We start from the raw sequence: 14,219 nt of genomic DNA, 5'->3' as shown, positions 1-14,219 counted from the left end.
TTCATATCTTTACTGGGGATTGGTATCAATAGATAAAAGTGTAGATAACCGAGGCAAGCCCAGAGTAAATAAATTTGTTGTTTACCAAAGGACTGTTGTAGGCACTGTTTGGAATTCTGTCTGCTCTTATGTTCAAAAGGGCTGAGAGTTTTTTGGTCAGAGGATATTTAATATATGTTTGCACGGCAAATGAAAATCCTCCCTTTGGCATGTAAGCAGGACGCTGCAGTGTTGCTTCGGAATTTTTGACTCCGTAATAATAATCAAGAAATTTTCTGGGCTGGTATAAAAGTACAGCACTCGGATAAAAAGTAAATCGACCTGCTGTGTACTTGTCACCAATTTCTACACTGCCTATCCATGAATTATATTTGTTGAGGATGTCCGCCAAAAGCATCACTTCAATATAGGCAGAGTCTTTATATCCGGCGCTAAAAGCAATACCACCTTCCATTGTTGAGTCTTTGTCACTCATTCCCTGCAAAGAGACGGAGTCTGATGCTTTGTAGCCAAGTGTTCTCGGCTGCACAGTAAAGGAAAATCCCCAGGAGTATTCTTCTTTTTTGTCTCCTAAAAAGTAAAGCCCGAATCTGCTCCATCTTGCATACACAACAGAATTGTCAAAAAAGATTACCGGTGAAGGCAAAACAAGGGCAGAGGCCTCCTTGTAAGGTTGACTCTGAAAGTACGGTCCGGCGCCGATTGTAAGTTCTTGTTTGTTTTGTTGGGCTGTAAGATGTAAAAACAACAACACCAAGATTATGAAATATTTCATTTTAGCTTCCTTATTATATGAAAATAACCCGGCTCGTTCGCCTTGTAATATTGTTTAACGACAGCATTTTGATAGCCTTGTGATCTTGTAACAGAAAGAACCTTTCCTACTTTGAGACCTTTAAAAAAAATGTTGTCGAGACCTGATGTGATCACTTCATCCCCGGGTTTGATACTGAACCAGGCCGGTATGAAATTGATAACTATATTTTCTGCATTGTTCCCATGTGCAATACCGGGTGCTTTTTCTTTCCCTACATAAACAGAGTAGGCACTTTTTATGTCAGAATTAAGCAGTGCCAGAGGTTTGTTGTTTTTTGCTATCACTATTCCTGCAACAAACTCTTTGTAGGTTAAGCCATAAATTTTTGAGGCATTATAATCTGGAATATCCATCCATAATCTGTTGATATTTCCAAATTTTTCATACGATATTGCACGGACAAGTTCTACCTTGGGGTTTGTTGCCAAGGTGGAGTTGTTTTCATTATACAAATTGTTCAGTTCATTGGTGAGTTGCTGTATGACAAGATGGTTGTTTTCATATCTTTGCAGTTTCTTTTTTAGTTTTTCTATCTCCTGTGCCTGAAATAAATATTTGTCTGTTTTGTTGTTAAAAAATTCTATACTGTCAAAATAATTTGATTTTATAGTGTTGAGTGCTGAAACAATCGGGGACTGGATAGGGCTGTTGTAGTATAAAGCACCCATAAAGAGTGCTATCAGGATAAAAAAATAGACAAACGATTTTTTATTCATTCTCAAAAAGTTCTTGAAGGAGGTCTATCTCTTCTAAAGCTCTTCCTGTTCCCCGTGCAACAGCCAAAAGAGGTTCGTCGGCTACAAAAACGGGAATTCTGACAATGTCTGAGAGATATTTGTCAAGTTGACGGATCAAAGCACCGCCCCCGGTTAAAATAATGCCGTGATTGACAATATCACCGGCTAAATCAGGCGGCATTCTTTCTAAAACATCCCGTAGTGCTTCGGCGACTTCTTTGAGCGGCTCTTTCATAGCTTCTCTGGCATCTTCGCTTGTAAGTTCCACGGAACTCAGCAGTCCTTCAACCTGATCGCGTCCGTTAACAACCATTGTAAGTTCCTGGTCAAGTTCTACAGCTGTTCCAATGTTTATTTTAATCTCTTCGGCAACTCTCTCTCCTATAAGAAGATTGTATTTTTTTCTTACATAGTTGACAATACCCTGATCAATTTTATCTCCGGCTGTACGGATGGACTTTGAGAGCACAAGACCGCCAAGAGACACAACACCTATTTCAGTTGTACCGCCACCAATGTCTACAACAAGATTCCCCTGTGGTTCACGAATGTCAACACCAGCTCCAATAGCAGCAGCCATAGGTTCTTCTATGAGAAAAACTTCGCGCGCTCCGGCACTAAGAGCTGATTCACGAACTGCTTTTCTCTCAACCTGCGTCAATCCGTAAGGGACGCAGATAATAATACGGGGAGATATTAAAGAGCTTCTGCCATGTGCTTTTTCTATGAATTTGCGGATCATTTTTTCAGTCATGTCAAAATCAGCGATAACACCGTCACGCATAGGACGGATGGCTTTGATATTGCCGGGAGTCTTTCCTACCATCTCTTTTGCTTCATGTCCGACAGCGAGTACACGCTGTTGTCCATATTTTTCGGTTTTGACAGCAACAACAGAAGGCTCGTTGATAATGATTCCCCGACCTTTCGCTATTACGATTGTATTGGCAGTTCCCAAGTCGATTGAAAGGTCATTTGAAAAAAGTCCGACTATTTTATTAAATATCATTTATTATGCCTTATGCTGTTTTTTGTGTTGTTTTCTTAATGTAAAGAGGTTGTTCGCCATTTTCAATGACTTCTTTGGTAATCATTACTTCATAACCGCTGTATTCAGGGAGTTCATACATGATATCTATCATGCTCTCTTCTAAAATTGCACGAAGTCCCCGTGCGCCTGTTTTTCTTTTGATGGCTTTTTTTGCTATGGCACGGAGTGCATCTTCTTCAAAGTTCAGTTCCACATCATCTATGGCAAAAAGTTTTTTATATTGTCTGACCAGAGAGTTTTTCGGCTCTGTTAAAATGCGTACCATGTCATCTTCAGTGATTTCATTGAGTGATGCAATGATAGGGAGACGTCCTACAAGCTCGGGAATAAGTCCGTAATGAACCAGATCATCCGGTTCAACCATGTCAAATGTAGGCTTTTTCTCTTCTTTTGTTTTCTTTTCCTGTCCGAAACCAAGAACATTTTCACCCTGTTTACGCTTTAAAATATCTTCAAGTCCGTCAAAGGCACCGCCACAGATAAATAAAATATTTGTAGTATCAATAGATGTAAACTCCTGATTAGGATGTTTTCTTCCGCCCTTTGGCGGTATATTGACAGAAGAACCTTCGATGATTTTTAAAAGTGCCTGTTGGACACCTTCTCCTGAAACATCACGGGTAATGGAGCGGTTTTCGCTCATACGTGAAACTTTGTCAACTTCATCAAGAAAGATGATGCCTTTTTGTGCACGCTCGACATCACCGTCAGCTGCCTGAATGAGTTTTGTCAAAATGTTTTCAACATCTTCTCCGACATATCCTGCTTCTGTCAGACTTGTCGCATCCGCAATGGCGATAGGGACATTCAGTACCCGTGCGATGGTCTGTGCCATCAGTGTCTTACCGCTTCCTGTAGGACCGATAAGCAGAATGTTTGACTTTGCAATTTCTGTATCATCTTTATCTGATTTGTGCATTTTAAATATACGCTTGTAGTGATTATAAACAGCAACGCTCAGGAGTTTTCTTGCTCTTTCCTGTCCTATAATATACTCACCCAAAAAAGCATCAAGCTCTTTTGGTGTCATAAGTTTGTGTACTGCATCAACAAGTTCGCTGTTGTTTTCTTTTGCAAGTTCTTTTTCATCACCAAACATTATTTTGTAAGCTGAAACAACACAGTTTTTACAAATGTAAACACCGTTGCCTGCTATTAGAGGGTTTTTTTCGCTTTCGCTTGCATCACAAAAGCTGCAATGTCTGTGTATCATACTTTTTTCCTTTCAAACGGAATTCCGCGTTTTGTTGTAATGACAAAGTTACATAAATCTGTTACATAATGATTGTCTGAGTTTTCCAGCAGTTCGCTTGCTGTATCTTTGAGTGGTCTGCCTGATTCAAAAAGTTCTCTGTAGGCTGATTTAAGGGCATTGATGTCATCTCTTGACAAATGTCTTCTCAGACCCGTTAAATTAAGTCCTCGAAGTGAAGCACGGTTCCCTTCAGCCATACAAAAAGGAGGAATATCCTGTGCCAAAGCCGAAGCGCCTCCCACCATGGCATAATCGCCTACATGTACAAACTGGTGAATCGGTGTCATACCGCCAATAACAACATAGTTGCCAAGTTCCACATGTCCTGCAAGTGTTGCAGCATTTGCCAAAATACAGTGATTGCCGATGATGACATCATGTCCGAGGTGAACGTATCCCATAAAAAGGTTGTCGTTGCCTATGATGGTTTTTCCGCCGCCGCCTTTTGTACCCGGGTTAAAAAGGGTAAATTCACGGATAGTATTGTTGTCGCCGATGATGAGTTCAACATCTTCACCGTCGAATTTCAGGTCCTGTGGTATCGAACCGATGACTGCATGTGAAAAAATTTTGTTGTTTTTGCCGATAGTCGTTTTTCCGTAAATACAGCTGTTTGCATCTATGCTTGTTCCATTGCCAATCGTTGCTTCACTTGAGATAAAGCAAAATGGTCCGATTGTAACATTTTCTCCGATTGTCGCGCCGTCTTCAATAACGGCAAGTTGAGATATTTGAGACAAAAATAAATCCTTTACTTGTCAACTATCATAGCTTTGAGTTCCGCTTCGCTTGCTAATTTGTCATCAACATATGCTTCACCTTTAAGCATCCAGATAGTACCTTTTTGTTTTATGACAGAAATTCTGTATTCGAGTTTGTCTCCCGGTTTTACAGGCATTCTGAATTTTGCTTTGTCGATGCTCATGAAATAGACCACTTTGCCTGCTATCTCTTCCTCTGTAAGGTCTCCCATACTCAAAAATGACAATATTCCGCCGGCCTGTGCCATTCCTTCTAAAATCATAACACCAGGATAAATCGGATGACCGGGAAAGTGTCCCTGAAAGACCGGTTCTGAAATAGAGACATTTTTGTAAGCAGTAACCGATTGTCCCTTTTCGAGCTGAGTAACTCTGTCAACTAATAAAAAAGGATAACGGTGAGGAAGAATTTTTTGTATTTCTGTAACATCCATAAGCATATTTATAAACCTTATAACAATATTTTTTTGATATTTTATCCAATTTATTGTTAAGAAAAGATAATAAGTTTTTCTTTGGTGTCTTCATATACTTTGGCATCGAGTTCTAGCATAAGCTTGGCCTGCGGTATATCCTGAACAACTATTATCGGAGTTATATCATAATTTGAGCCCGATACAACAGCTCTGAGTCTCTGCTCTTTTTCAAAATCCAAAGGATTGTAAATAAGTTCCTTAATAGATTTGTAGTTGGATTGGCTCAAATCATTATAAGTTTGTAAAGTAATGAACTTTATCTCTTCACGATTAAAATAATGCACTCCATTATGTGAAAATTCTATACGTCCCTGTGCTTTTTTTCTCGGCAGGGTAGAGTAACTTAGAGCATAGGCTTCAAGAATATCTTTTTTGCCTGCTGTGAGTTTACATTTAAATTGTCTGTAATTTAAAAACTTTTGTTTGATTATTTTATATGCTTTACCCTCATCTTCAAGCTTATTTCGCTTGGTATACATGTAAAGGCGTTCTTCAATGGAAGCAGGCAGCGTTTGTCCTGAAATTGGTGAAAACATCTCATCCATCAGTTTGTTTTGCTGATCCCGCTGCATGGTAAGACCGAAAATACAGCCACAATAGTCCTGACGGTAGAGTTGTTCTTCTTTTGTGACACGGCTTTGATCCTGTGTTCCGCCGCCGCTTCTGTAGTCAACAGCTACAAACTCAACACCGTGACTTTTATAAAATTCGTCACCGACACGTTTAAGCTGTTCCTGGGACTTGAGAGGACTTACCAAAAGTGTTGTTGTTATCTTCTTTTCACCGAGTTCGAGGGCTTTTTTTGCACTTGTTGTAAAACGTTTGTCAAAACAGACTTCACAACGAGCCCCTTTTTCAGGTTCATTTTCGAGTCCACGAACAGCTTTTAGCCAGCTTTCATAGTCGTATTCGCCTTCTAAAAGTTCTATCCCGAGTTTGTCACAACTGCGTTTTACATCAAGTAATCGCAGTTGATATTCAGAATAGGGGTGAATATTCGGGTCATAAAAAAAGCCGGTCAGTTTTTCTTCTGGAAAATCTTTTTGAAGTTTTTCCAGAAAGAAGTGTGAGTCAACACTGCAACAAATATGTACTAAGATGCTTTTTCCTTGAAAGATTTTTTAGGTAATGAGCATTTTTCGGAACCTGGGTTTTAACCTAGGCCTTAGTCTTTAAAAACACAAACTAGAATACCGGTTCCGAAAAAGTTTACAAGCTTACATGTAAATAAATAAAGTTATTTAAAACTAGTCTCTTTTTTCGTGAATTTCTATAGTTTTTATTTCGTCCTGACCTTCAATTGAATCTAAAACCGCAAAACTCTCAGCGTCATTCTCTTCAATCCCGCCAAAAACTGTATGGACTCCGTCAAGATGCGGACACGGTACAAAACAGATAAAGAACTGGCTTCCGCCTGTGTTTTGCCCGGCATGTGCCATAGAAAGTGTTCCTTTGACATGTTTATGCGTATTTTTGTCAGTTTCACATGCTATAGACCAGCCCGGACCACCTGTTCCAGTTCCCTGTGGACAACCGCCCTGTGCCATAAAACCAGGAATAACACGGTGAAAACTAAGGTTGTCATAAAATCCTGTTTGTGCCAAATGTGCAAAGTTTGCAACGGTATTTGGTGTTTCCTCCGGATAAAGTTTAATCCAGATATCGCCTTTGTTTGTTACAATTTTTGCATATTGCAGTTTTTTTAATTCTTCTTCGCTTAAATTGTATTCTTTGAGTTGTGCTTTTCCAAACATATAAACCTCTTTATTTTATTTTTGGTATTATAGTTAAATTTTTATAAATATGTCTTGTACTTTTAAAATTAAGTTCGGAATTAAAAGCGGTATAATTTTCTTGAGAAAAACAGGGATAAAAAATGCAAAAGAACAGATTTACATCTTTGACTATCAAGCAGGCCAATACTGTTACAACTGTTGTCATATTGGTTTTTGTCATTATATTTGCCTATTTGCTGATAAAAGAAAATTATCAGGATTATGAAAAAGCGCTCTACAAGCAAGAACACAGTGTGGCTGATTACGGAGATACGCAAAAACAGCTCAAAAGCCTTCTGATAAAAAACACTTTGGCTATTGTGACACTCTCTTTTATACTTTTTGCAATCATGCTTGGATTGTATAAGATATTTTATGCGTTGATTCAAAATGATATGCATCGGTTTTTGAATTTTTTTAAAAATGCGGCACACAAAGAAGCATTGCTGAGTCCTGATGAAATTTTTTTTAAAGAATTTAAAGAGATGGTTCTGTATGCAAATGAAATGGTAAAGACAATAAATCAGCAAAAACTGTCATTAAAAGAGATCAATCTTATTCTTGAAAAAAAGGTACAAAAGAAAACGTTGTATTTGGAACAGGCAAATGCAAAACTTTTAGAAGAGAAAAAGTTTTCAGAGGAGATACTTGCCGCACAAAAAGAGTTTTTACGCTACACTGTGCACGAAACAAACACGCCTCTGAGTGTTATTTTGACAAGTATAGAACTGTATGAAATGAAAAATAAAAAAGACAGACAATTGTCCAAAATAGAAGCGGCTGCAAAAAATATATTTAATATATATGATGATTTGAGTTATCTGGTAAAAAAAGATCAGGTGCCGTATCCCAAAGTCTCAATTGAACTGGTTTCGTATCTCAGCATGCGGATAGAGTTTTTCAGAGATGTTGCACATCTTTCTAAAATCGATTTTGAATACAGCAGTGATTTGGACAAGGTTTATATCTATTTTAATGAAACAAAACTTCAGCGTATTGTGGACAATACTATTACAAATGCCATCAAATACACTTTGCCGGAGGAAACAGTCTTCTTACATGTAAAGCAAACAGGAGCAGATGTGATGTTTAGTGTAGCAAGCAAGTCTAAAATTATAAAAAATCCGGAGAAAATTTTTGATGCATACTACAGGGAAAACAACAATGTCAAAGGATTTGGATTGGGACTGCAGTTGGTGAAAAATATTTGTGAAGAAGACAATGTGCGCATAGATATTGCATCAACTGACAAACTGACTACCTTTGAATATAAATTTAAAATGATGGGTGAATAATGAAAATTCTTTTACTGGAAGATGAAATAATGTTAAACGAGTCTATACAGGAGTATCTGCAGGAGCAGGGGCATATTGTTGTAAGTTTTACAGACGGTCTTGAAGCATTTGAAAATCTTCAAAAAGACGACTATGATTTATTGATCTTGGATATCTCTGTACCAAATATAGACGGATTGACACTTTTGGAAAAACTTCATGCAATCAAAATCCATACGCCTAGTATTTATATCAGCGCCCTGGTAGATATAGAAGATATCTCCCGTGCCTATGACCTGGGATGCTATGATTATTTGAAAAAACCTTTTCATTTAAAAGAGCTTGCTTTGAAAATTGACAGAATTTTGACAGACAAAGATATTCCTCTGGTTTTTCTCAGGCTTTCAAAAAACTATATGTATGATCAGGAAAACAATATGCTTTTATTTCAGAACACCCCCCAGATTCTTACAAAAAAACAATCACAGATTATAGATATTTTAGCCAGGAACAGAAGCAGAATAGTCGATTTTGAACAGTTTCGTATGTATGTATGGGATGAACAAATTGTAGATAATGCAACCATAAGAGCAGAGATTAACAGGCTGAAAAAAGTACTTCATGAAGATATTATTGTTAATGTAAGAGGCATGGGGTATATGATCGAAAAATAAGTGAAGTTTAGATTGTTACCTATTGATACACAGCAGAGATTAGATTGTAATTTTGTGTAAAAAATATGAATTGCTATGTTAATGCTATGTTTTGGATTTATGATTACCTTATTAAACAGTGGAGGTATATATGAAAAAAATTGCATTAAGTATGTTTGTTGCAGCACTGGTGACAAGTGTATATGCTGATTATGACGGCGTGAATATAAAACTAAAGCATGGTATTACGGACACACCAGAGGTGCATGTTCTTTCTGATGACATAAAAGATATGTTTGCAAAAGGAACAACAAGCGGTCAGATTAGAATGTTTTATGTGGACAGACAATACCAAGGAGGTTCAGGAGCAGATACGCACAGAGATGCTACTGTTTTAGGTGGCCATCTCAAGTATGAAACAGCTACATTAAACGGCATTCGGTTGGCTGCGGCTTTTTATACAGTGCAGGATCTTGGAGTGCAGCAACACACTGCTCAGTCACCGGCACTGCTTGGAACCGGGTACAAGTCATATTCAATTCTCGGTGAGGGGTATCTTGGATACAATTTCAGTCAATATGGGCTAAAAAGTGATGCCAAACTCGGTTATCAGAGATATGACTCTTTAATGATGGGATCAGATGATGCAAGAACGCTTCCAAATACTTTCAGAGTATACAAGTTTGTAAGCAAGGATGTGAAAAACATTACTGTGCAGATAGCACATGTAGACAGAATAGCTTATGGAACATTCGCAAATATCTATTCTGCAGGAGGAATACTCGCTGCTACTTCAGGGTATACTTCAAGAGGAATTAATGCTTCAACAGGAGTGCCAACCGGAGAGTATCTGAACTTGGGACTTGCAACAACAGGGAAAAAAACTGCCGGTGTTACAAATATCCAACTCAAATATACAGCAAAGAACTTTCATATAGATGTGTCAAATGATTATGCATGGAATCTTTACAATACACTCTACGCTGATGCGGGAGTATCCTGGAACTGTTTGCTAAACAGCGATGTAAAACCATTTGTAAAAGTACAGATGATTAAACAAAACAGTGTTGGCGGAAAATATATGCAGTACTCTCCGCTTGGGGGAGATGGGGCAATAGACTCTTTGTACTGGGCGGGTAAAATCGGGGCAAAATATGAAGGTTTTGCTGCATATATTGCCTACTCCCAAACATCTTCAAACAATGCAGGAGATGATGCTTATAAAAATGCGATACTTACACAGTTTGGTGGTATGCCGGCATATACTCAGGGGATGGTGACCCGTCATATGTTTTTAGCGGGAACAAAAGCAACAAAGGTTGCGGCTGTTTATAACTTCAAACAACATGGAGTCAATCTTTCAACTGCTGCGTATTATGTCGCTTTTGATACAGATGCCAATTCCGGATATGGTATACAAAGAACAGCAACAGAAGCTGGATTTGACATCAAATACTACCCAAAATCAGTTGAAAAACTGCAGCTTCGTTTTCGTGGAAATTTTCCCAGAAAATTTGCAGAAACAAATCCAGGAAGTGACACTGGTTGGAGTGAGTACAGACTCATTGCAAACTATAACTTTTAATACAAGCAATCCTATAAAGAATAACTTAAACGGAGCGAAAAAATAAAAAAGACAATAGTCCCGTAACAATAAACTTTCAAAGAACATTTTTAAGAGCCTTTTGGCTCTTAAGAGCGTTTGATTTTTGAAGCACTTTTTACAAGTCATTATCTAGAATTTGACTCAAGTGTTTCAATGATCAAACAACTAAAAAACTGTTTGGTTGACAATGATAAAGTGCTAGGTGCCCCTTGAGGGTATAGACTGTTATATAATTGTCTATATAGTGTTTATCAAGTTCTATAACAACTTATTGTTAAATAGTTGAATGAAACTCAAGATGCTGATGCCTGAAATACCCTTTGAGGATTATAGGCAACATTGTTTTTATAAATAGCTAAAATGATATGAGCAAGTTTCCTTGCAACAATGACTACAGCCTCTTTTTTGGCTCTGCCTTGAGAGACCTTGTCTCTAAAGAGCTTATTAAGTTCATTATTATGTCTAATAGCTGCAATGGCAGCTTGATATAACGCTTTTTTAGCTAACTTTGCACCTCTCTTTGCAATAGGACCATAACTAAGCTTATTGCCAGATTGCTCCAGTGTAGGATAGAGGCCCAAATAACCAATAAGATGAGAGTTGTTTTTAAACCTGCTCAAATCCCCACACTCACTAATGAGTGCAAAGATGGTTTTATCACTTACACCAGGAATGGTTCGAAGGTTATCAATAATATCCATGACCTCTTGCTCCTCATCCCTCTCAAGTTGTGGTGCTTGATGAAAAAGCTTTAGCATCTCATTTTCAAGCTCTTTAAGCTCCTCTTGTAGAAGTTTAATAAGTCGAATATGAGACTTTATGACATAAGCTCTCTCATCTACACCATTACCCTGATAGACAGAGTGTTTGGCTAACTCTAAAAGCTTTTGTGCTTTTTGCTCATTAAAGTTATTGCCTTTAATACCTCGAAAGGTTTTAAGTATCCTCTGCGCACTGGCATACTCATAATGCTTTGCAGTTGGATACTTTTCAAGTAGAGCAAGCCCCGTTACATTAAATGGGTCTTTTATTACCTGTTCCATCTCAGGAAATACTACAGCTAAGAGTGTAGATATCTGTCGTTTATGCTTTTTTATCTCCTCAAGGAGATTATTCTTATGTCTATAGAGTGATTTAATACTTTGGTAAGTATCTTCACTCACATAAGCTTTAGAGTATCTACCTGATTTGATAAGAGCTGCTATCATTAAAGCATCAATGTTGTCATTTTTTACTTTTTTCATACTGTCCATCTCTCTAAATCTATTTGTTTGATAAGGATTGAGTAATAGTACATTAAATCCTTTTTCACTCAAATAAAGGTAGAGATTTTCAAAGAAGATTCCTGTTGCTTCCATACCAATGGTAAAGGTTGAAACTTCATCAATAGAGTTCAAAAGTAAAACCAATTCACTAAAGCCATTCTCGTCATTATTAAACTTGAGTGACTTCTTTATTACTTTATCATCTTGATTAACCACACAGGCAACATGAAAACTCTTTGCTATATCTATACCTACATAATAGTGCATTGTGCATCCTTTCATTTGTTTAACTTTTTCTTACAGCCTCGTAACGATAGAGGATTGAGATAAAACCCATCCTGGCATCCTATAGGTAAGTTACACAAGTTAAACGCAGTATGCTTTCTTAGATAGTGGCATAAAACCTCATAAGGAAAAATGACTGTCATTCAACTCTTTAACTGTAAGTTGTTTTAGTATTTGACAAACACAAAAACGACTTTATCAAAAACTAAAAAACAATTATCAAACCACTACTCCCTTGGATGTAATGACTTGATAAATTTATTATACGAGGAAAAATTATGACCAAAGAACAGATACAACAGATAAAAGCAGATCCTGATTATCAAAAGCTTGTAAAAACAAGACAGGGATTTGCTCTGAAATTAACTGTAGCGATGCTTGTAGTCTATTTTGCATTTATACTGACAATAGCTTTTGACCCTTCGGCACTGGCTGTACCTCTCTCGAGTAAAACCGTAACAACAATAGGCATCCCCATTGGAATGGCTGTAATCGTTTTTGCTTTTATACTGACAGGTATATATACAAAAAGAGCCAACGGTCAGTTTGATGACCTGGCAAACAAAGTAAAAAACAAATTAAAGGATCGCTTAGATGTTTAACAGAATATTTTTATTTTTAATTTTTGGCAGTATTGCGGTATTTGCTTCTGGAACTATCAACGGTGAGATTCAAAAACAGCCGCTTAATGTTCCGGCAATTGTTATGTTTGTTATTTTTGTCGGTGCAACTCTGGGTATCACATACTGGGCAGCCAAAAGAACAAAATCTGCGAAAGATTTCTACACAGCAGGCGGTGGCATTACAGGACTGCAAAACGGTATGGCTATAGCAGGTGATTATATGTCTGCGGCATCCTTTTTGGGAATTTCCGGGCTTGTTTATCTCAAAGGGTATGACGGGCTTATCTATTCTATTGGCTTTTTGGTCGGCTGGCCGATTATTCTTTTTATTATTGCGGAACCTTTGAGAAATCTTGGAAAATATACTTTTGCAGATGTGGCTTCGTACAGATTGCGCCAAAAACCTATTCGTATACTGGCTGCATTTGGTTCTGTTGCCACAGTGATTCTTTATCTTATTGCCCAAATGGTGGGATCAGGAAAACTGATACAGCTTTTGTTTGGTCTGCAGTATGAAGTAGCGGTTATTCTGGTTGGTGTTTTAATGATTCTTTATGTAACTTTTGGCGGGATGCTTGCAACAACCTGGGTACAGATAATTAAAGCATTCTTACTGCTTTCAGGGGCTACTTTTATGGCTATTGCCGTAATGGCACATTATGATTTCAGCTTTGGAGCATTGTTTGCTCATGCAACAGAGTTAAAAGGTGTAGAGATCATGTCTCCGGGCGGACTTGTTTCAGACCCTGTTTCTGCAATATCTCTGGCAATTGCGCTGATGTTTGGTACAGCGGGTCTGCCGCATATCCTGATGCGGTTTTTTACAGTAGGCAATGCGAAAGAGGCCCGTAAATCAGTCTTTTATGCGACAGGTTTTATCGGCTATTTTTATATACTGACATTCATCATCGGTTTTGGTGCGATTGTGATGGTGTATAAAAACCCTCAGTATCTGGATCTGGCAAAACAGGCCATAAGCGGTGGATTTCCAATTCTCGGCGGGAACAACATGGCTGCAATCCATTTGTCTCATGCTGTTGGCGGTGACTTTTTCCTTGGATTTATCTCTGCTGTGGCATTTGCAACAATTTTGGCCGTTGTTTCAGGGCTGACACTGGCCGGTGCTTCTGCAATATCACATGATTTATATGCTTCTGTGTATAAAAAAGGTGAAGTTGACGGGCTCAAAGAGATGAAAGTGTCAAAAATCGCCACTGTTGTACTGGGTATAGTTGCCATTATTATGGGAATAGCATTTGAAAAGCAAAATATCGCTTTTGTTGTCGGACTTGCGTTCGCAATAGCAGCCTCTGCCAACTTTCCTGTACTTTTACTCTCCATGTACTGGAAAAAACTTACAACGCGTGGTGCTGTCATCGGAGGAACCTTGGGGCTGGCTACAGCTGTCATGCTTGTCATCCTCGGTCCGATTGTCTGGGTACAGATTTTTGGCAATGCCGAAGCGATTTTTCCGTATAAATACCCGGCACTCTTTTCTGTGACTGTTGCCTTTGTCGGTATCTGGTTTTTCTCAGTAACTGACAAATCAGAGGCTGCAGCACAAGAGATGGAGGCTTTTGAAGCACAATACATCAGAAGTCAGACAGGTATTGGTGCCGAGGGTGCATCCGAGCATTAGAC

The 14,219-nt window shown here is 38.2% G+C and carries 14 protein-coding genes; 5 read left to right on the top strand and 9 right to left on the bottom strand.

Features of this window, described 5'->3' with window-relative positions; genetic code table 11:
- Nucleotides 1-25: 25 nt before the first annotated feature.
- The 8 genes from LCX93_RS07980 to LCX93_RS07945 all read right to left on the bottom strand — a co-directional run bounded on the left by LCX93_RS07980 (nt 26) and on the right by LCX93_RS07945 (nt 6,851).
- A complete protein-coding gene (locus tag LCX93_RS07980; RefSeq protein WP_226065746.1) occupies nt 26-775 on the bottom strand; it encodes a MipA/OmpV family protein in 750 nt (249 codons plus the stop codon).
- A complete protein-coding gene (gene mreC, locus LCX93_RS07975) occupies nt 772-1,533 on the bottom strand; it encodes a rod shape-determining protein MreC (protein ID WP_226065741.1) in 762 nt (253 codons plus the stop codon). Before mreC ends, LCX93_RS07980 begins: the two co-directional genes overlap by 4 nt.
- On the bottom strand, nt 1,526-2,563 hold the full coding sequence (locus tag LCX93_RS07970) for a rod shape-determining protein (RefSeq protein ID WP_226065739.1): 1,038 nt from the start codon (nt 2,561-2,563) through the stop codon (nt 1,526-1,528). Before LCX93_RS07970 ends, mreC begins: the two co-directional genes overlap by 8 nt.
- Nucleotides 2,564-2,573: 10 nt before the next feature.
- Entirely contained in the window at nt 2,574-3,818 is a 1,245-nt protein-coding gene (clpX, locus tag LCX93_RS07965) for an ATP-dependent Clp protease ATP-binding subunit ClpX (protein ID WP_226065737.1), read from the bottom strand.
- Nucleotides 3,815-4,600, bottom strand: coding sequence for an acyl-ACP--UDP-N-acetylglucosamine O-acyltransferase (gene lpxA, locus LCX93_RS07960; RefSeq protein ID WP_226065713.1), 786 nt, complete (start codon nt 4,598-4,600; stop codon nt 3,815-3,817). Before lpxA ends, clpX begins: the two co-directional genes overlap by 4 nt.
- 11 nt (nt 4,601-4,611) lie before the next feature.
- On the bottom strand, nt 4,612-5,061 hold the full coding sequence (gene fabZ, locus LCX93_RS07955; RefSeq protein WP_226065711.1) for a 3-hydroxyacyl-ACP dehydratase FabZ: 450 nt from the start codon (nt 5,059-5,061) through the stop codon (nt 4,612-4,614).
- 50 nt (nt 5,062-5,111) lie between these two features.
- Complete coding sequence (locus LCX93_RS07950) at nt 5,112-6,197, bottom strand: epoxyqueuosine reductase QueH (RefSeq protein ID WP_226069426.1); 1,086 nt, start codon at nt 6,195-6,197, stop codon at nt 5,112-5,114.
- Nucleotides 6,198-6,344: 147 nt separating this feature from the next.
- Nucleotides 6,345-6,851 carry a peptidylprolyl isomerase gene (locus tag LCX93_RS07945; RefSeq protein ID WP_226065709.1) on the bottom strand — a complete coding sequence of 169 codons (507 nt, stop codon included), beginning with the start codon at nt 6,849-6,851 and terminating at the stop codon, nt 6,345-6,347.
- Nucleotides 6,852-6,973: 122 nt separating this feature from the next.
- Between LCX93_RS07945 and LCX93_RS07940 the strand changes: the two genes are divergently transcribed.
- The 3 genes from LCX93_RS07940 to LCX93_RS07930 all read left to right on the top strand — a co-directional run bounded on the left by LCX93_RS07940 (nt 6,974) and on the right by LCX93_RS07930 (nt 10,384).
- The gene (locus LCX93_RS07940; RefSeq protein ID WP_226065707.1) at nt 6,974-8,167 is read left to right on the top strand and encodes a sensor histidine kinase; all 1,194 of its coding nucleotides are present in this window, start codon (nt 6,974-6,976) and stop codon (nt 8,165-8,167) included.
- The gene (locus LCX93_RS07935) at nt 8,167-8,820 is read left to right on the top strand and encodes a response regulator transcription factor (protein WP_226065705.1); all 654 of its coding nucleotides are present in this window, start codon (nt 8,167-8,169) and stop codon (nt 8,818-8,820) included. The genes LCX93_RS07940 and LCX93_RS07935 overlap by 1 nt, the downstream gene beginning before the upstream one ends.
- 130 nt (nt 8,821-8,950) lie before the next feature.
- Complete coding sequence (locus tag LCX93_RS07930; RefSeq protein WP_226065703.1) at nt 8,951-10,384, top strand: porin; 1,434 nt, start codon at nt 8,951-8,953, stop codon at nt 10,382-10,384.
- Between the two features lie 314 nt (nt 10,385-10,698).
- Here the strand turns inward: LCX93_RS07930 and LCX93_RS07925 are convergent, their stop codons facing one another.
- Nucleotides 10,699-11,937 (bottom strand): IS110 family RNA-guided transposase, encoded by a 1,239-nt coding sequence (locus LCX93_RS07925; RefSeq protein ID WP_226065297.1) that lies wholly within the window; start codon nt 11,935-11,937, stop codon nt 10,699-10,701.
- Nucleotides 11,938-12,233: 296 nt separating this feature from the next.
- On the opposite strand from LCX93_RS07925, the gene LCX93_RS07920 reads away from it, so the two are divergent.
- Nucleotides 12,234-12,557 (top strand): DUF485 domain-containing protein, encoded by a 324-nt coding sequence (locus LCX93_RS07920; RefSeq protein ID WP_226065701.1) that lies wholly within the window; start codon nt 12,234-12,236, stop codon nt 12,555-12,557.
- The gene (locus tag LCX93_RS07915; RefSeq protein ID WP_226065699.1) at nt 12,550-14,217 is read left to right on the top strand and encodes a cation acetate symporter; all 1,668 of its coding nucleotides are present in this window, start codon (nt 12,550-12,552) and stop codon (nt 14,215-14,217) included. Before LCX93_RS07920 ends, LCX93_RS07915 begins: the two co-directional genes overlap by 8 nt.
- The last annotated feature ends 2 nt before the right edge of the window (nt 14,218-14,219 follow it).

It is taken from the genome of Sulfurimonas sp. SWIR-19 (assembly GCF_020410885.1).
In the GTDB taxonomy this organism is placed as follows: Bacteria; Campylobacterota; Campylobacteria; order Campylobacterales; family Sulfurimonadaceae; genus Sulfurimonas; species Sulfurimonas sediminis.
Note: the sequence above shows the minus strand (reverse complement) of the source record. Positions and strands in the feature narration are given on the sequence as shown.